Origin of the sequence: Methylophaga marina, assembly GCF_030296755.1 — a bacterium.
GTDB classification, from domain to species: domain Bacteria; phylum Pseudomonadota; class Gammaproteobacteria; order Nitrosococcales; family Methylophagaceae; genus Methylophaga; species Methylophaga marina.
Window position 1 is genome coordinate 1379907 of record NZ_AP027741.1, and the last position, 17397, is coordinate 1397303.

Below are 17397 nucleotides of genomic sequence, written 5' to 3' on the forward strand. Positions count from 1 at the left end.
GATAACATGCTGACATTACCGTTGTCTGTCTTGTTTTAATGTTTGTAGTGTTCTGTAGACTTCGCGGGCATCAGCTAAATTTCGTTTAGCGACTCTGACCCGCTTATCTTCAATCATGGCGATCATGGCGATCACACCGACTATACTGATCAGCGTACCAGCAATCCCCCTGATACCCAAGCCACATAAATGGCTAATAAGATAAGAATGAATATCTGTATGACCATCCATTGAGAAGCGAGTTTCTCTTTTTGGCAGGTCACATACTTTTCGTGCCATAAACGAACTAATAAACCCAACTCATCATCACTCAACACAGCCAAATTTGAATAGTACTCGAGACCGATTAATTCATCATTGTGGTTACGTGAGACCAACTGCGCATCTTCAGCCATTTCCTTTAACGCACTAAAGGTATCTTCATCACGCTCAATCATGTGCACTCCTTTTGACTGTCGTCGCTTGACTATGGCTTAGCTCGCCATAGGCCTCCAGAGAAAATATTCCTAATTTATTTTTTGTGAAACCGCTCTCATTTCATAAAACTTTAATACGGCTGCCCTATAGTCCACAGCACATCGCCTTTTCAGCTTGAGGCTACATTACTTTATATTTAGGTGCTGTCTGCATGAATATCAAGAAAGACGAAGACCCCATCATCATCTGGCGACTCACTGATGGAAAACCTGGCCATCAAAGCCAATCTCAAGGTTTGGTGAATGCCTTAAAGCGCAAAATGGCCTGTCAAAGTTTTGATATTCCGGTGAGTGGTCGACTTCAACCTGTGTTCGATTTATTGAGTACAACCTGGCCTGCAGGTCATGGGCTACCTTTACCTGATCTCATTATCGGGGCAGGTCATCGCACGCATCTTCACATGCTGGCAGCAAAAAAGGTGTATGGCGGGCAAACCATCGTCTTGATGCAGCCCAGTTTACCGGTGTCTTTTTTTGATCTTAGCTTAATACCGGAGCATGACTATTATCAAGGTCGTGGCAATGTATTGGAAACACGAGGCGTTCTTAACCCTATTCACGCGACAGGTGTTCATCACACCGATAAGGGACTAATCATGATTGGCGGCCCTTCCAAACACTGTGACTGGAATGAAAACCATATAACATCACAAATAACTCAGCTTTGTAAGCAAAACCCGCGTGTTCACTATACGCTCACGACCTCTCCACGTACACCTGCCAACTTCGCCACTCACATGCTAGGCTTCAAATTGGCCAACCTTACTATCGTACCTTTCGAAGAAACCGATCGTAACTGGGTTTCACGCCAATTAGCAGCAAGTTATAGTGCATGGATTAGCGAAGACTCGGTGTCGATGGTGTATGAAGCACTCACAGCAAACACTGCGGTCGGTATTCTTAACATGCCCATCAAACGTGATAACCGTGTCTCACGGGGACTGAGTAAGTTAGTGGGTGAAGGCTATGCTGTTCGCTTTGACAGCCTGGGCCATTACAAAAACCGTCTACAAGCTGTTCCGGGGTTCATGGAATCAGAACGCTGTGCAGACTGGATAGCAAAACACTGGTTGGATGGCGTGCCACAAGCACAACCACAGCCAATACCTCAACTCAGCTAATTGCTCATGACAGATCAGTTAACCGTTGTTCAGGTGTTACCTGCACTTGAATCAGGAGGTGTTGAACGAGGCACATTGGAAGTCGGCCGCTATCTGGCAAGCCTGGGGCATCGCTCGTTTGTTATTTCCGCTGGTGGCCGCTTAGTCGATACCTTACGTCAGCAAGGCAGCGAGCATATAAACTGGAACATAGGCCGTAAGTCGCTGGCGACATTCCGTCTTATCCCGAGACTACGACGCTTTCTGGTGAATAATCGTGTTGATATTTTACATGTGCGTTCACGTATGCCGGCCTGGGTATGCTATTTGACGTGGAAATCCTTACCAAAGGCATCACGTCCAAAATTCATTACTACCGTTCACGGCACATACTCTGTCAACGGCTATAGCCGAATCATGACCAAAGGCGAACAGATATTGGTTGTGTCGGAAAAAATCCGTGAATACGTCACGACGCAATACGGTGTTCAAAAAAACCTCACCCTGAATTACCGGGGTATTGACCGACGAGAGTTCCCGTATGGATATCAGCCAAATAATGCATGGTTATCTCATTGGTATCAATCCTTCCCTCAAACACGGGGCAAGTTATTAATCACTCTGCCGGGACGCATTACACGTTGGAAAGGTCAGGCTGATTTTATAGAGATTATTGCTGAGCTAAAAAAATATTATTCTGATGTGCACGGTTTGATTGTTGGTGAAACTAAAAAAGGAAAATCGGCTTTTTTAGGTGAATTACAACAACGTGCAACTGAACTTGGCGTTTTAAATGATGTAAGTTTTATCGGCCACCGGAGTGATCTGAGAGAAATTATGTCAATTTCCAACATCGTCATGTCATTATCATTGCAGCCGGAAGCGTTTGGGCGAGTCAGTATAGAAGCCCTGAGTTTAGGGGTGCCGGTTATTGCTTATGCTCATGGCGGTGTGGAAGAACAACTAACGGCCGTACTGCCGGAAGGCAAAGTAAGCACGGGTGATAAAGCCGCTGTCGTCAGCTTAAGCACAAAATGGTTACTTGCACCGCCTGTTGTTCCAGAATCACATCCTTTTGTACTGGAGTCTATGTTAGAAACCACGCTATCTGTTTATAAACGCGCATTAAAACAACATTCGCCCACATGAACATCTGCCAATTGTTATTAAGCACAGGCGGTGGTGGGCTTGAAAAACATGTCAGAGAACTGTCTATCAGCCTCCACAAAGCCGGTCATTCTGTCAGTGTTATTGCCGACCCTCAATTTCTAGAGACCTTACCTGTACATATCCAAGGTTTTCCAGTTAATACTGAGCAAAGCCGGCGTAACCCACTTTTGTGGTTCAGCGTGCTTTATTATCTGCATAAGTCCAACGCGGATATAGTGCATGCTCAGGCTAATAAAGCGACGGCTGTACTAAATAAGTGTCGCTATTTTCATCGCGCAAAAACCGTAGGTACATTACATAACATCAAAAGCCGAGTGAAAGATTTTGCCAAGCTCGATCAGGCGATTGCGGTTAGTCATAGTCTTCGCTCACATCTGAACATAGCGAATGCCACAACAATATATAACGGTATTTCTACCCCAAAAGTTGCACCTATTGATATCCATCAAGAGTTTGGACTCAACCCTGAGTTACCAACATTTTGTGCCGTTGGTCGACTAGTAAAGGCAAAAGGCTTTGATTTGTTATTGGATGCCGCAGATGGCCTGGCTTTGAATTTACTGATTATCGGTGAAGGAGAAGAACGCCAACGGTTACATAGTCGAATTCAACAGATGTCAACACAGACACACTGTCGTTTGGTCGGTTATCGTCCAGATGTCAGTTCACTGATGCACGCTTGTGACGGCGTATTAATCAGCTCGAGAAGAGAAGGCTTTTCTTATGTAGTCAGTGAAGCATTATTATTAGGCAAACCCATTTTATCTACGAATGTACCTGTCGCTAACGAAGTCCTTGATAAGGCATTAATCACACCTATCGCTGATACCCAGGCTTTTCGTCAACAGCTGGCCACACTTAGCAAAGACATAGTGGGCTGGCAAGGTATGATGCAGAAAGCGATGCTGCTGGCTCAGCAATCAATGACACTGGAAGCCATGACGGAAAATACCCTTTCTGTTTACCAGGGTTTGCTGGAACCATAATTCATGACACAAGCAAATAAGATTTTGCTTATCAAGCATGGGGCATTTGGTGATCTAATTCAGGCAGACGGTATTTTCAAAGATATCCGCCAGCACTTCCTTGATGCTGAGATTATCTTGTTGACCATGTCCCGCTATGAATCCTTAATGGTGCGTTCACCTTATATCGATAGCATCATGATAGATGATCGCCAGCCACTGAGAAGGCTGAAACACCAATTCAGGCTACGCAGACAACTTATTCAACACCAGTTTGATCTGGTTATTGATTTACAAAACTCGGATAGAACAGCCTTATATCAGCGCTTTTTTTACCTGATGTTGACTGGATTAGTCGGCGTGGAGCAAAGGCGTCTGAGTCAGGTTTGAAAGGATTGAAAACCTTACTCACTCAGGCCGATATACCCACTCATCATGCTTTTTTTCCAGATGTGAAGTGGATGACGGAAAGTCACGCTATCGAATTTCTTTGGCGCCATGTTAAACAACCTTATATTGCCCTTATACCTGGCAGCTCTGCACAACATAAAGAAAAACGCTGGCCGTATTATGCCGAGCTCTCTTTTAAACTCATTGAGCTTGGATATGATGTGGTGAATATTTTGGGGCCAGATGAACAAGATATGGCAGCAAGACTGGCAGGTTACACACCGGCAAAAGACCATGGAATGCTTAACTGGTTTCAGTTGGCAACCATTCTGAATCATGCACAGTTTGTGGTTGGTAATGATACCGGCCCCAGTCATATCGCCTCATGTTTGGGTAAATCTGGTCTTGCTCTATTCGGACCAACAACTTCTGTTGAACGATCAGAACTTCAACGTGGGGACTTTCGCGCGCTTCAGGTTAACGATTTGTATGACTTAGATGTTCATGAGGTGTTAAAACACTTGCCCTAGATACCGCCAACGCCCAGCCAACACCTAACCAAACTAAAGCTGCCACCCAGTTGCTCAGCACACTAATCCCTCCGGACAATGGCCAAAAACTGACCGTTAGTAATGCAAAACATAATGCTGTTTGTAAGCCATTCTTGGCTTTAATACATGGCAGCAATACCTGCTTGTACAATAAACACAGCATTATCAGAAATAAAATTAATCCAACCACACCTGTTTCAGCCCCCAGTTGCAGGTAGAGATTATGCGGATGGCTGCACACCATGCCTGCACTAGCTAATAATTGCTGTTGTTGACAGACGCTTTGATAAGTATGCAAGCCACTGCCAAACCACCAATTATCCTGCCATACTTGCCAAGCGGCTTTAAAAACCAGCCCATAATCGGATTCGGCAAATGACGATAATTTAGTACCGATACTCATGATGCTCCGATCGAGCATATCTGGAGAGATCAGTATGATCATACCCAGTGATAATGCAAAAATTACCACCATACTTAACAAGCGTCGCTGATAGTCTCGGTAGATAAACAGCATAGTTATAAACACAACAGCAGCCCCGGCACAATAAAGAATTAATGCCATTCTCTCGCCTGTAAGATAGGTGAAAACAAACCCGACACTCATAATGGTCATTAATGATGTTATTTGTCGGACGGTCGTATATTTGAACCATGGCATAAGACAAGCGATGAATAGCACGATGAACCACAGTCGTAATAACATCGTTCCGGGAATAGGGCTTCTGAATGGCCCTGTTAAGCGTGTTTCAGTGAAACGTTCAATGCCAAACCAATCCACACCAAATAAATACTGCCATAAAGTATCAGCTACAACGAATGCCATAATAAGTGAGAGGCTGATAATAAAATGACGTCTAATGTCACTATTATCAAAAATCCAATACGCCAATGCCATTGCAAATAAAGGCCATCTTATAAAAGTAAGCACATACTTCAAACTTTCTGATGGTTCACTACTTTGGGGTAAATTAAGTAAAATTAGATAGGCGTTAAATACTAAAAAAGCAACAAACCATGACTGCTTTAGCCATGGCCAATACTGATTTTTATAGCTGATAAACAAAAAGGTGAATGCCACCAGAACGACTGTAATATCCGCTATTGCTCTCGAGAATAATAATAAGGCCGGTAGAAGATAAACAAAGACCTTTAAGGCAGGTGAGGGTGCGGTCAGCCTGATGGGATGCATAACGATATTCAATCAAAATGGATATCGTATCCGTAATATGTGACAGTTTAGTGGCAGACGAGTCAGCCAGACTTCAAGACTGGTTACATTAGCAGGGAATTATTCAGCAGTCTGAGGTTGCGCGACGATGATGGCTGCTTCCGGTGCCTCAATAGACAAACTTTCCATTAACCGCCCCATTGTTTCGGATAACCAGTAACAGGCGTAAATATGATCATAATAGGCATTGGCATAATCATTTCTGGCTGTTAGCAATTCATTTTCTGTATCAAGCAAGTCCAGTAAGGTCCGTCTGCCGACATTGAACTGTTCAAAATAGGCATCACGCGTTTTTTCAGCAGCCAGCATACGTTGCTCAAGAATAGGTAAACGTCTCGACAAGGTTTCAACATTACTCCATGCCAGCCGCACATCTCTATCAACGTCACGTTTGATAATTTCGGCGTTTTGTTTGGCTTGTTCACTGAGATACTTGGTTTCTTCAATACGTGCTTTGTCAGCGCCGCCATTCAAGAGGTTGTAGTCCATGCGAATCATCGCTTGAACTTCTTTCTCATGCCCACGTGTTCCGTCGAGATCATTATCTGCTCTGGCGCTCAAGTCAGCTCGCACTTGTGGATGAAATGGTGCTTTAGCTCCCTCTTGCTGGGCCAATGATGCTTCGTGATCAGACATAGCTGCCCATAATGCTGGATGCTGTCTGTAGGCAATTTGTATGGCATCTTCAACCTTAGCGGGTGCACTGTCACAGCATGACATACCTGGATCGGTTAGCGCTTCAGGGGCTTGCCCTACTAATCGCTCATAACGTGTTTCCGCATCTTTTAAATTACCTTCGGTAGAGCGTAAATTCGCTTCCGCTAACGCCACACGACCAGTGGTTTGATCAAGGTCTGAGCGATTGCCTACACCCGCATCTGTTCGTAACTTGATTTTATCGAAGATCTTTTCATGTTGAATCAAGTTCGCTTGAGTGTTTTCAAGTAATTGCTGACGTTTCATTACATCAAGGTAGCTTTGTACAGTGTTCAGACCAATACTCTCCGATAAATCTGTCACACTGTAACCAGCAGAATTAGCTTGTGCCTGAGTTTGTTCAACTGCACTTTTTGTGGCAAAACCGTCATACAGCATTTGAGTTGCTTCAATCTCAGCCTCGCCACGAGAAAGAGATTCATGACCGGGTCTTGTTGCTGAGTTTTTAGTTCGCTCAAAGCCGATACCCAGAGTCAGATCGACTCTTGGATAGTAACCGGCTCTCGCCTGATCAACCGTTTTATCAACGCTATAACGGCGGTTTGCTTCAGCCAGAACTTCAGGATTTTGTTTTAGTGTTTTATCTACTGCTCCCTGCAGAGTTTCAGAAAAAACGGGACTGCTGGCGATAGCCGTCATAAATGCAGCAATGAGAGTAAAGCGTTGCGATGTAACCATATGTCTAAATGCTCCAGATATTAACGCAGATCAATCTCAACCCGGCGGTTACGTACTTCTTCAGTGCCATTTGCCGTGGGTACTTTCAGATCCGTTTCCCCTTTCCCTGACACAGAAATCTGATTGGCTTCAACACCGGCATTGATCAAATCCTGCGCTACCTTGTTAGCGCGACGCTCTGAGAGCTTTTCATTGTATGCGCTGGCGCCAAGCGTGTCTGTATGACCGACAATTTCAACATGACGATTTTTTCTTTCCAGAATCGCTTTGTATACATCAACAGAATCACGGAGAGAGGCTGGTGTAAACGTCGTTTTGTCTAACTCAAAATAAAGCGTTGCGTGATAACGCTCTGGAACACGCACCACTTTTGGCGTGACTGCAACCACCGTTGCTTCCTGACAAAAAGGCGAACCACTATCAGAAACAGTCAGCGGCGCCTGCAAAGATTCTCGTAACTCAGACTGAGGAGTGTCTGGACCAATGGTATTGTGAATACTGCTACATGCAGATAAGGCCAAACCTATTAAACTGGCAAATACCAGTCGATAAACAATACACATCCTTTACTCCAGCATTCCTTTTGTGTGCTAATAGACTTTGTTAATGATAACAACAAAGTATCAATAACAGTAGAGTATTGACCTTGCTGGGTATATAGTCAACAAGCTATGCGTATCTCTTGAGCTTAGGGATTATCTTCATTCTTACTCAGAGTGGAATCAATAGTGTTTAACAATTCAGGATCATCTGGCTCAACTGAACTGGCAAAGTGTTTTACCACCTGCCCATCAGCATCAACGATGTATTTATTGAAGTTCCAATCTGGCGCTTGGCTTTGTTGATTAATTTCCCTGAAAACTGGGTTAGCACGCGAACCTGTTACATAACTTGGCGCAACCATGGTGAATGACACACCAAAGTTTTCTTTACAAATTCTCGCTGCTTCCACTTCTGTTTTGGCTTCTTGATCAAAGTCATTGCTCGCAAAACCAATTACCACTAAACCTTTATCTTGGTATTGCTGATGTAATGACTCCAAACCACCAAATTGGCGCGTATAGCCACAGTGACTTGCGGTATTAACGACTAATAAGGTTTTATCTTTGGCTATTTCACATAAATTCACCGTGTCATTCGAGTGAAGTTTGGGCAAGTCATAATCCATATATTGTGGGCAATCTTTTGCTTGGACAGTAGAAGCTACCATCATAAGTAAGCCAGCTTTGAACGAATTATTCATATTCTTTCTCCATGTATGTTTGTCTGATTTTGTCGACAGATCGATGAAAAAAATGTGATGACCGTATCCATACGGCTTATCGAAAATTGGCATCCGTAAAGCATTGTTATAAGAGAATTAAACTGCTAAATTAATGAGCACTGTTTCACAAATTTACACAAGGATCGTGTTTTGGAAGCCAGATCGTTATCAGAGTGCGGCGTCATATCAAATTGGGGCTTGGTAGAAGTCCAAGAAACCCAAGAACAACATATTTTTGGCCACTCCAGCCATTACGATTTTTTTATCATCACGCAACAAGTGACTGACTTTCACTATGATTTCAAAACACGGCAAGGCTCAGCCATTACCGATTCTGGCATTCTCTACTCGCTGACGGGCAAGCCCGTCCTCTATAAGCCGAACAAACAGTTACAACTGCGTGAGTTTATGGAAAAAAACAACTGTGTGCTTGTGCCGGTGAAGATCGGTCGATTTCATTTTTTTCACCTGAATGCTTTGGCGAAAAAACTTATCCCTGAATAAGTAATAAAGCCTGTATTAGTTCAGGATTCATGACAGCACTGAAAGGTCCGACTTTAGATCAATATCGGTCAAAACTGAAGACGATTTCACATTCACTTTTTCAATCAGCTTCTCGTTCTCGAGCAGAATACTTTTAGCCCCTACATCACCTGATAATGCCAGTAATGCATCACGATAAATTTGAGAAAAAGCAACTGGATGACCACGTCTACCCTCAAAATAGGGAGCAGCGATAGGAAAGCCTTGCTCAAGCTTATTGACCAGATTTTCAAGTATTTCTGGCTCAATCATTGGCATATCTGCCAAGCCTATCAAATAACCTTGTGATGAATGACAAGCTTCCACACCGGCAGCAAGCGAATGCCCCATACCCAACTCACTCTGTTCTGCTTTGATAAACTCAATGCTGTGATCAATAGAATGACAGGCTTCTTCAATAAGCTGATTCTCTTTGGGCGTCACCAGATAAACGCGCTCAAACACATCCAACCAGGGTGATAAAGTATGCAGTAGCAACGCTTGTCTGATGCCTTTAAATTCGACTTCTGCCAGTAACTTGTTGGATCCAAAGCGTGTTGACTTACCAGCAGCGAGAATAATCGGCGCTACCTTTTCAAGCGCCATGTTTAGGTGAGCACCTTATCCAATGAAGCTGAAGTCTGTTGTGCTCGAATACGTTGACGATAAATAGCGACTAACTCGGCCGCTATCGCCACCGCAATTTCTGCAGGCGTTTTACTACCTATGGACATACCAACCGGACCATGCAGCCGATCAATCTCTTGTTGAGTCAGATCAAATAATTTGAGTCTTTCCCGACGCTTATTGTTATTCGATTTGGCCCCCAAAGCCCCCACATAAAAAGCCGCTGATTTGAGCGCCTCAAGTAATGCCATATCGTCTAACTTCGGATCATGCGTTAAAGCCACCACTGCCGTATTTAGATCGGGCTGCAGTGAGGTCACAGCATCATCGGGCATCATTGTCAGTAATGTACTTTCTTGATGTGTCCATGTCTGCTGCATCTCAACTCTTGGATCACAAACATAGACTTGATAATCGAGCGCAGTGGCTATATTGGCCAGATAATATGACGTTTCTACAGCGCCAATAATGAGTAAGCGTAAACGCGGTCCGTAGACGAATGAGATGGACTCTGGCCGTTCGCAGACCAGAGGCTCATGACTTAGTGCTAAGGAGCAGGTTACCTGTAAAGACCTCAGAGAAACGTCTCTTTTGATCAGCTTTTGGGAGGAAATGGCGGTGATAACATCATCAAGCCATTGGTCATCAATGACTGGCTCTACCAGTAATTTTAATTGCCCTCCACAAGGTAGCTTGAAACGTGCTTGCTCTTCCTGATTAGCGCCGTAGGTTTTTATTTGAGCTGAAGCTGACGAAAGTGCACCATCACGTAAAAGTGTCACTAAATCATCTTCTACACAGCCGCCGGAAACGGAGCCAGTGAACAGCCCGTCATCACGTAATACACACATAGAGCCAGGCTGGCGAGGGCTGGAACCGTAAGTGCTAAGTACCGTCACTAACCAGACCTTATGCCCTTGCTGATACCAGCTTTGCAGCTGTTTTAGCACGTTTGTATCATGCCCCGTCATAACATTACGACTCTAGTTGATAACGTATTGGCAGTTCACGGATACGTTTGCCTGTTGCATTAAAAATGGCGTTACACAGAGCGGGTGCAATCGGTGGCATACCTGGCTCACCAACACCACCTAGCGGTTCACTAAAGTCATTAGCCGGCATCAGGTGCACATTAATTTCCTTAGGTGCAGCATCCATGCGAGCAACCTGATACCCATCAAAATTATCTTGAACGGTAACGCCGTCTTTAAAGGTAATCTCGCTAGACAGGGCAAGGCTCATGCCCATAATACATGCCCCTTCAATCTGTGAACGAATGCGTTCTGGATTCACTTGAGGACCGCAATCTACAGCAACATCCACTCTGGGCACGCTGACTTCTCCATCGTCATTCACCGTCACTTCAACGACAACCGCGACGTATGTCACGAAGCTATAATGAGCAGCCATTCCCTGACCAGAACCTGTCGGTAGTGATTTCCCCACTCAGCTTTGTCCGTCACCATGTTAATCACGCCTTTCATACGTTTTGTATTCAATGGGTAAAGCTCGGGGGACTCGCCATAGTTCCACTCATCTTTTAATGAGGTCGGGTCTACTTCTCGATCGGGCCCAATCAGAGACAATAAGAAGTCTTTATGGTCTTTTTGCTGTTGGTGAGCCATCTCAGCAATAAATGATTGAATAGCAAAAGCATGTGGAATATTCGCTACCGAACGATACCAACCAATACGTGTATGAGCTGGTGCTTCTGGGTTTTCGATTTGAATATTCTTTATATCAAAAGGAATATTCACCACCCCCATGCTCAACTCCATCGGCATTTCATGTTTGGCACCTTCCGAAAAGGTTGAAGCAATGGTTGGAGCGACTGTACGGTGCAACCAAGCGATGGTATCGCCCTGCTCATCAAACGCGGCTTCCATATGTTCAGCAGACACAGTATGAAAATAGGAATGCTGAATATCATCTTCACGTGTCCATACTGTTTTCACAGCGCGCCCATCCAATGCTTTGGAAATCAGCGCGGCTTCAACCAGGTAGTCTGGTTTCGACTTCCGCCCAAAACCGCCGCCCAATAGGGTCACGTTGACCTTAACCTGCTCAGGTTTTACTTCCAGCCATTTCGCAACGGTATCAACACCAGCCTGTGGGTTCTGGGTTGCAGTCCAAATCTCACATATACCATCAACAAACCGTGCCGTCGCAGCAGGAGGTTCCATTGGCGCTTGTGCTAGGTGAGGAATGTAGTAGTCAGCAGAAATTGTTGAACTGGCATTGGCCATTGCCTTATACGCTTGACCTTTGCTTCTGATGACCTTACCCCCTTTTTGCTGTGAGGAACGCTCTAAAGTCTTACGAAAGGCTTCTGAATCATACTGACGGTTAGGGCCCGCGTTCCATTCGATAGATAATTTCTCTCTACCTTGAATTGCCGCCCAAGTGTTGGTCGCGACAACAACCACCCCACCTAGTGGATTAAATACAGCTGGAGGCGGGCTACTGGGCAAGGTCAGAACTTTGAGTACGCCAGGTACTTTTAAGGTCTCCGTATCATCGTAAGATTTGAGTGTATCGCCATAAGCTGGAGGATGCGCGATAACAGCATAGACCATATCATCAAGGCGTACATCCATACCATACGTTGTTTGGCCAGTAGCGATATCGGCCCCATCAACGAGCCTATTGTCACTTTTGCCGATGTAATTGAATTCATCTGCAGTTTTATAAATCAGGTTTTGGCTTTCGGGCACATCCATTTCGGCCGCTTTCTGAGCAAGCTCACCATAACCTAGTGATTGTCCACTAGCCGCATGAACGACCTGATGATTCGCTGCTTTTACTTCACTGACAGGCACCGACCATATCGCCGCGGCGGCAGCTTCTAACATCATCCTGGCTGCTGCCCCGACGTTACGCATTGGCATGAAAAAATGGCGCATACTTCTCGAGCCATCGGTATTCTGGTTGCCATAGCGCATCTCATTACCCTCTGCCTGAACAACTTTTACTTTTGCCCAGTCAGCAGACATTTCATCGGCAACCACCATAGGTAAACTTGTTTTAACGCCTTGGCCCATTTCAGAACGATGAGCGACAATCGTGACAGTGCCATCTTCAGCAATTGAGACAAACACGAGAGGATCATCAACCCAGCCATTAGGCATCCCGTCACGTCCATATTTTGGGGTTTCATCCGCAGCAAATAATTGTGACGGCATACCAACAGCTAGTACGAGTCCGCTTAATGCGAAGCCCTTAAGAAGTTTACGTCGACTCACATTGGCTATTTCAGGAAGATCAGAATGATTCATTATTTACCCCCTGTTGCGCTGCTTGCTTAATTGCTTCGCGTATCCGCGTATAGGTACCACAACGACAAATATTGCCACTCATGGCAGTGTCGATATCTTCATCTGTCGGGTTTGGGTTGTCACGAAGCAAGGCCGTTGCAGCAACAATTTGTCCTGATTGGCAATAACCACACTGAGGCACATTTATCGATTGCCAAGCCGTCTGAACAGCTTGCCCAACTTTGTCCTCTGATACCGCTTCGATAGTGGTAATTTTTTTATCTTTTGCCGCACTGATTGGTGTGACACAGGAACGGATTGGTTTACTATCAAGCATAACTGTACAGGCGCCACAAAGCGCTTTACCGCATCCAAACTTTGTGCCTGTCATACCGAGTATGTCTCTGAGTGTCCATAGAATTGGTGTATCTTCAGGTGCGTCTACCTGACGGCTTTTACCGTTAATCATGAGCTTCATTTGATTCATCCTAATTCTGATTCGAGTAATCTTTTTTTTGCGCCTGACAATCACACTTAGTTAGCCAGCTAATTATTATTCAATTATACATGACCAGTATTGAAAAATTTAGTTCCTAGACAAAAAACCATGGTGTAAAAAAAGATAAAGGTTTCTCTATCTTTTATCAGTTATGGTAATTTTATGCCTGTCTTAAAATAGGAGTGTTTATGAAACCATTGGCTTTGTTACTATCTGTTTGTTTCATCTTATTTCTAGCTGGCTGTAATACGATGGAGGGCATCGGTAAAGATGTGGGTGCGGCAGGAGATGCTCTAGAAAAGAGTGCCAGCGAGAATAAAGGTTATTAATAAAAAAGCCTCAATGAATTGAGGCTTTTTTATTTTTATATATGTTAAGTGACATTAACTTTCGTCAAAGTATTGCTTCAATGCAGACTTAACAACAGACCTAGCTTCCTGACTATAACCAAATAAAACACCAGCAGCTAAAGTTGTTGCTAGAGACTTGCCTGGGTGTTTTTTGATCACATCAACCAGCACAGGGTCAGAAAATTTTTCCAAAAGTGCGGTTAACTCCTCAGTTTGTTGAGTATTGTACTCGCGCCCCTCTCTATTACGAGAGGGTGCTTTATCAGAAGTACGGTTCAGTACTTTTACAACGGCTAAAATAATTAACGCCACCAGAAGGTACGCGATGGCTGTTAACAAAGCTGCTAGAGGCGTATCAAAATATGCCTGAAGAGCTATATAGCCAGCAATCCCGGCAAAACCAATAGCAAATAATCCGAGAATGATTGCCAATGCAAACGCTAAGGTTGTTACTTGTATTCTTGAAAACAAACTCATCGTAACCTTCTTATTTAGTTAGGGTGAATAGAGTTATTTTCTATCGAGCGCTTTACCAATCACCAAGCCAATACCAAAAGCAACGGCCATACTTGTATATGGGTGTGCTTCAACTTCGCCTTGTGCTCTAGCAATACTCTCTTTTGCCTGTTGTTGTGCCTGCTGTGCAGTCGCTTTGACTTTATCTTGTCCTTGTTGTGCATATTCTGTAGTTAGATTTTTTAAAGTACTGGTAACTTCGGCAAAATCTTTACGTAATGCATCTAACTGTTCTTGTAATTCTTGATTTGTCGTTTGTGTAGCCATTTTTATCTCCTATTGATCTGTTATAAACGTATCTTCGAGACTATTATCCGTGGCAACTATTTATCCATTGCATCTTCAGCTTCATCTGCTGAATCTTCAATAGCATCACCAGCGTCATCTGCAGCATCGTCAATTGCATCTCCAGCATCTTCAACCGTGTTGTCGATTTTTTCACCCATTTCTTCTGCTGGACCATCGTTATCACAAGCTGAAAGCATACCAACGCCTGCAAAAGCAAACATAATTAGAAATGCTTTACAGATCATTGAAAAAGACTTTGATTCACTCATTGATTTCATACATACATCTCCATTTAGAATTGGGCTGAATAAAAACATTATTCAACTAGACTGACAAACTTATTAATGCGTTTGTTCATCAATACTGACATTAAAAGAGCTTTCATAGCAAAAAGTATTTATCGGAAATACTTATTGTTCGGCTCTTCTTAATCTAACCTATCGCTGATTAATGACTACTGCCTTAACCTATGTTAAAGACGAGGTAATCAAATACACATATCGTATTCATTCCCATTCACTATAAAGGAAGATAGATATGTTAAGTTGGGCATTGACGTTTTTAATCATCGGTATCATTGCTGGTGCGCTTGGTTTAAGTGGTGTTGCTGGTACAGCGACCAACATTGCTTGGATTTTATTTGTTATTGGTTTAGTTCTCGCCCTCATTTTCTTCATTACTGGTAGACGTCCACCTATGTAGACGTATATTCTCACGAAAAATATAGACATTCTTAATCGATGATGGCGTATTCAAGAAGGTCTCTTTTGAACTACATTATTTGAGCGAGTCTTCATGGAATCTGTTATCAGCGATACAGAAAGTTGTATTGTTCGTCAGTTTGAAAAAATGGTCGAGTTGTCAGAGTCAGAAGTAAACCTTCTTGCCGCTCTAGAAAGAGATGCTCGTAAGTTTGGCTCTGGTGAACGTCTAGCGTTCGCTGGTGAATACAGTGATCGTTTTTACACCCTAAAATCTGGCTGGGCCTGTGCGATAAAGACCATGGCAGATGGCCAAAGGCAAATTCTGGATATCTTTTTGCCAGGTCAGATTATAGGATTAAGGGAAATTGGACTGAGTCATTCACTCACAGAGTTTAGGGCGCTGACACCAATAGAAGCCTGTCCATTCCCTAAACAAAGATTGACTGAGATTTTTGAAAAATCACCAAGATTAACCGATTTATTCTTTTTGATCATGGCCAGAGAACAGGCCATGCTGATTGAGAGAATCGTCAATATAGGCAGACGAAACGCTGCTGAACGTCTTGCACATTTCATTGTTGAAATGAAAGTGAGATTACATCAGCGGGCATGTGAGTTTCACCTACCTATGAATCAGGCGATTATCGGTGATACCCTTGGTATTTCTTCAGTTCATGTAAGTCGTACGTTTAAACACTTACGTGATTTAGGTCTAATTGACAATAAAAATGGTCAAATAGAAATAAACGATTTAGACGGATTAATTGATCTATCTGGTTTTGATCGGAGTTATCTTGATACGTATCCGGACTGGACCAGACTTAATAAACCCTCTCAACAATAATTGGAGGAGCAAATTATGAAACTTACTACCTTATTAATTCCATTATCTTTGGCACTTTTCTTATCCGCTTGTAACACGATGGAAGGTGTTGGCAAGGATGTTGAATCAGCAGGCGATGCGATTGAAGATTCCGCCTCTGAAAATAAAAACTATTAAAACCTACCGGTTTACTCTCAGCCCCTTAATTGGGGCTTTTTTTACAAAAAAAGCTAGGTATATACCTAGCTTAATCAATTAGAAGGAGCAATAATTGTGAGAACTGAAACCCATCACCTCACAATAAGTGTAGCGTCGTACAGATAAAAAAATTGAATATAAAGACACTAAATTATGAGCAAGATCACATTTTCTATCAGTTTTATGGCGCCAATCGTTGTTTTATCCATTGACCATCTGTTTTTAAGCTATAAGCAATGCGATCATGTAGCCTACTAGATCGTCCCTGCCAGAACTCCCAATACTGAGGCATGAGTCTATACCCTCCCCATGACTCAGGTCTTGGCGGTGTTAGTCCAAACTTCAATGCGTATTTCGCGGCGTCTTCAACAATCACTTTCCGACTTTTAATAACTTGGCTTTGTGGTGATGCCCAAGCACCGATACGGTGGGTTAATGGCCTCGAAGTATAATACTCATCTGACAATGATGTAGTGAGTTTCTCAACTTTCCCTTCAATTCGGATAACACGCTCTAACTCTGGCCAAAAGAATTGTACTGAGGCGTAAGGATTAACATCTAGATTTTGCCCTTTTCTACTTTGGTAATTAGTAAACCAGACAATGCCATCTTCATCGAACCCTTTTATCAAGACAGGTCTAGTTGATGGTCTACCCTGTTCATCTGCTGTGGCTAAGGTCATTGCATTAGCTTCACACACACCTTTTTCCAGCGCGTCTGATAACCACAGCTTAAACTGTTCAAGTGGTGATGCTGCACTCATACTCTCGTCAAGAGAGTCTTTTTCGTAGCTTCTTCTTAAACCAGACAAATCCAGATCATCACTCATAACTACTCACATATTAATCAATTAATAACACCATGCCTGTCGTATTTTTTTATCACAACAGGGATATGCTGATGCTATGACTATAATCAATCTTTTGTGAATTATTTATCAATGTCAGGCATAAAAAAAGCCTTGGCAGAACTTAATACCAAGGCTTTGATTGTATTGGTGGGCCCACTAGGACTTGAACCTAGGACCAATGGATTATGAGTCCACTGCTCTAACCAACTGAGCTATAGGCCCTT

At 43.4% G+C, this 17397-nt stretch carries 24 protein-coding genes and 1 tRNA gene; 10 read left to right on the forward strand and 15 right to left on the reverse strand.

The window, feature by feature from the left end; genetic code table 11:
- Nucleotides 1–149 precede the first annotated feature (149 nt).
- Nucleotides 150–437: a hypothetical protein gene (locus tag QUE24_RS07040; RefSeq protein WP_286305895.1), complete on the reverse strand. Its 288-nt coding sequence runs from the start codon at nt 435–437 to the stop codon at nt 150–152.
- A 191-nt stretch (nt 438–628) separates the two neighbouring features.
- Between QUE24_RS07040 and QUE24_RS07045 the strand changes: the two genes are divergently transcribed.
- The 5 genes from QUE24_RS07045 to QUE24_RS07065 are packed head-to-tail and all read left to right on the forward strand — an operon-like array spanning nt 629 to nt 4631.
- Complete coding sequence (locus QUE24_RS07045; RefSeq protein WP_286305896.1) at nt 629–1597, forward strand: mitochondrial fission ELM1 family protein; 969 nt, start codon at nt 629–631, stop codon at nt 1595–1597.
- A gap of 6 nt (nt 1598–1603) precedes the next feature.
- Nucleotides 1604–2725 (forward strand): glycosyltransferase family 4 protein, encoded by a 1122-nt coding sequence (locus tag QUE24_RS07050; protein WP_286305897.1) that lies wholly within the window; start codon nt 1604–1606, stop codon nt 2723–2725.
- Nucleotides 2722–3732, forward strand: a complete 1011-nt coding sequence (locus tag QUE24_RS07055; RefSeq protein ID WP_286305898.1) for a glycosyltransferase — start codon at nt 2722–2724, stop codon at nt 3730–3732. Before QUE24_RS07050 ends, QUE24_RS07055 begins: the two co-directional genes overlap by 4 nt.
- 3 nt (nt 3733–3735) lie before the next feature.
- Nucleotides 3736–4101, forward strand: coding sequence for a glycosyltransferase family 9 protein (locus tag QUE24_RS07060; RefSeq protein ID WP_286305899.1), 366 nt, complete (start codon nt 3736–3738; stop codon nt 4099–4101).
- Nucleotides 4098–4631 carry a glycosyltransferase family 9 protein gene (locus QUE24_RS07065; RefSeq protein ID WP_286305900.1) on the forward strand — a complete coding sequence of 178 codons (534 nt, stop codon included), beginning with the start codon at nt 4098–4100 and terminating at the stop codon, nt 4629–4631. Before QUE24_RS07060 ends, QUE24_RS07065 begins: the two co-directional genes overlap by 4 nt.
- On the opposite strand, the gene QUE24_RS07070 is transcribed toward QUE24_RS07065, so the two are convergent.
- From QUE24_RS07070 to QUE24_RS07085, 4 genes are all read right to left on the reverse strand, one after another.
- Complete coding sequence (locus QUE24_RS07070; protein ID WP_286305901.1) at nt 4579–5844, reverse strand: O-antigen ligase family protein; 1266 nt, start codon at nt 5842–5844, stop codon at nt 4579–4581. The two genes, QUE24_RS07065 and QUE24_RS07070, sit on opposite strands and share 53 nt — an antisense overlap.
- A 99-nt stretch (nt 5845–5943) precedes the next feature.
- Nucleotides 5944–7278 (reverse strand): TolC family outer membrane protein, encoded by a 1335-nt coding sequence (locus QUE24_RS07075; protein ID WP_286305902.1) that lies wholly within the window; start codon nt 7276–7278, stop codon nt 5944–5946.
- A gap of 20 nt (nt 7279–7298) precedes the next feature.
- Nucleotides 7299–7841, reverse strand: a complete 543-nt coding sequence (locus QUE24_RS07080) for an OmpA family protein (RefSeq protein WP_286305903.1) — start codon at nt 7839–7841, stop codon at nt 7299–7301.
- A gap of 125 nt (nt 7842–7966) precedes the next feature.
- A complete protein-coding gene (locus QUE24_RS07085) occupies nt 7967–8521 on the reverse strand; it encodes a glutathione peroxidase (RefSeq protein ID WP_286305904.1) in 555 nt (184 codons plus the stop codon).
- Nucleotides 8522–8692: 171 nt separating this feature from the next.
- Here QUE24_RS07085 and QUE24_RS07090 point away from each other — a divergent pair, with 171 nt between their 5' ends.
- Nucleotides 8693–9046, forward strand: a complete 354-nt coding sequence (locus tag QUE24_RS07090) for a hypothetical protein (protein ID WP_286305905.1) — start codon at nt 8693–8695, stop codon at nt 9044–9046.
- 27 nt (nt 9047–9073) lie between these two features.
- Here the strand turns inward: QUE24_RS07090 and QUE24_RS07095 are convergent, their stop codons facing one another.
- From QUE24_RS07095 to QUE24_RS07115, 5 genes are read right to left on the reverse strand one after another with little or no spacing between them, the layout of a single operon-like run.
- Nucleotides 9074–9670 carry a nucleotidyltransferase family protein gene (locus tag QUE24_RS07095; RefSeq protein ID WP_286305906.1) on the reverse strand — a complete coding sequence of 199 codons (597 nt, stop codon included), beginning with the start codon at nt 9668–9670 and terminating at the stop codon, nt 9074–9076.
- Nucleotides 9671–9672: 2 nt separating this feature from the next.
- On the reverse strand, nt 9673–10641 hold the full coding sequence (locus QUE24_RS07100; RefSeq protein ID WP_286305907.1) for an XdhC family protein: 969 nt from the start codon (nt 10639–10641) through the stop codon (nt 9673–9675).
- A gap of 25 nt (nt 10642–10666) precedes the next feature.
- On the reverse strand, nt 10667–11101 hold the full coding sequence (locus QUE24_RS07105; protein ID WP_286305908.1) for a molybdopterin cofactor-binding domain-containing protein: 435 nt from the start codon (nt 11099–11101) through the stop codon (nt 10667–10669).
- A complete protein-coding gene (locus QUE24_RS07110) occupies nt 11077–12966 on the reverse strand; it encodes a xanthine dehydrogenase family protein molybdopterin-binding subunit (protein WP_286305909.1) in 1890 nt (629 codons plus the stop codon). The genes QUE24_RS07105 and QUE24_RS07110 overlap by 25 nt, the downstream gene beginning before the upstream one ends.
- On the reverse strand, nt 12953–13423 hold the full coding sequence (locus tag QUE24_RS07115) for a (2Fe-2S)-binding protein (protein WP_286305910.1): 471 nt from the start codon (nt 13421–13423) through the stop codon (nt 12953–12955). Before QUE24_RS07115 ends, QUE24_RS07110 begins: the two co-directional genes overlap by 14 nt.
- Before the next feature lie 209 nt (nt 13424–13632).
- On the opposite strand from QUE24_RS07115, the gene QUE24_RS07120 reads away from it, so the two are divergent.
- Nucleotides 13633–13773, forward strand: a complete 141-nt coding sequence (locus QUE24_RS07120) for an entericidin A/B family lipoprotein (RefSeq protein ID WP_286305911.1) — start codon at nt 13633–13635, stop codon at nt 13771–13773.
- Nucleotides 13774–13827: 54 nt separating this feature from the next.
- Here QUE24_RS07120 and QUE24_RS07125 read toward each other — a convergent pair whose 3' ends face one another.
- From QUE24_RS07125 to QUE24_RS07135, 3 genes are read right to left on the reverse strand one after another with little or no spacing between them, the layout of a single operon-like run.
- On the reverse strand, nt 13828–14271 hold the full coding sequence (locus tag QUE24_RS07125; protein WP_286305912.1) for a phage holin family protein: 444 nt from the start codon (nt 14269–14271) through the stop codon (nt 13828–13830).
- Between the two features lie 33 nt (nt 14272–14304).
- Complete coding sequence (locus tag QUE24_RS07130; RefSeq protein WP_286305913.1) at nt 14305–14577, reverse strand: hypothetical protein; 273 nt, start codon at nt 14575–14577, stop codon at nt 14305–14307.
- Nucleotides 14578–14633: 56 nt separating this feature from the next.
- Nucleotides 14634–14876 carry a hypothetical protein gene (locus QUE24_RS07135; protein WP_286305914.1) on the reverse strand — a complete coding sequence of 81 codons (243 nt, stop codon included), beginning with the start codon at nt 14874–14876 and terminating at the stop codon, nt 14634–14636.
- Nucleotides 14877–15135: 259 nt separating this feature from the next.
- Here QUE24_RS07135 and QUE24_RS07140 point away from each other — a divergent pair, with 259 nt between their 5' ends.
- The 3 genes from QUE24_RS07140 (at nt 15136) to QUE24_RS07150 (ending at nt 16302) form a co-directional block, all read left to right on the forward strand.
- Entirely contained in the window at nt 15136–15300 is a 165-nt protein-coding gene (locus QUE24_RS07140) for a DUF1328 domain-containing protein (RefSeq protein WP_007144291.1), read from the forward strand.
- Nucleotides 15301–15393: 93 nt separating this feature from the next.
- Nucleotides 15394–16146 (forward strand): Crp/Fnr family transcriptional regulator, encoded by a 753-nt coding sequence (locus tag QUE24_RS07145; RefSeq protein WP_286305915.1) that lies wholly within the window; start codon nt 15394–15396, stop codon nt 16144–16146.
- 15 nt (nt 16147–16161) lie between these two features.
- Nucleotides 16162–16302 carry an entericidin A/B family lipoprotein gene (locus QUE24_RS07150; RefSeq protein WP_286305916.1) on the forward strand — a complete coding sequence of 47 codons (141 nt, stop codon included), beginning with the start codon at nt 16162–16164 and terminating at the stop codon, nt 16300–16302.
- A gap of 202 nt (nt 16303–16504) precedes the next feature.
- Here the strand turns inward: QUE24_RS07150 and pdxH are convergent, their stop codons facing one another.
- Together pdxH and QUE24_RS07160 are read right to left on the reverse strand one after the other, a co-directional pair.
- Nucleotides 16505–17152, reverse strand: a complete 648-nt coding sequence (gene pdxH / locus QUE24_RS07155) for a pyridoxamine 5'-phosphate oxidase (RefSeq protein ID WP_286305917.1) — start codon at nt 17150–17152, stop codon at nt 16505–16507.
- 166 nt (nt 17153–17318) lie between these two features.
- Nucleotides 17319–17395, reverse strand: a tRNA-Ile gene (locus QUE24_RS07160).
- Nucleotides 17396–17397: the final 2 nt, after the last annotated feature.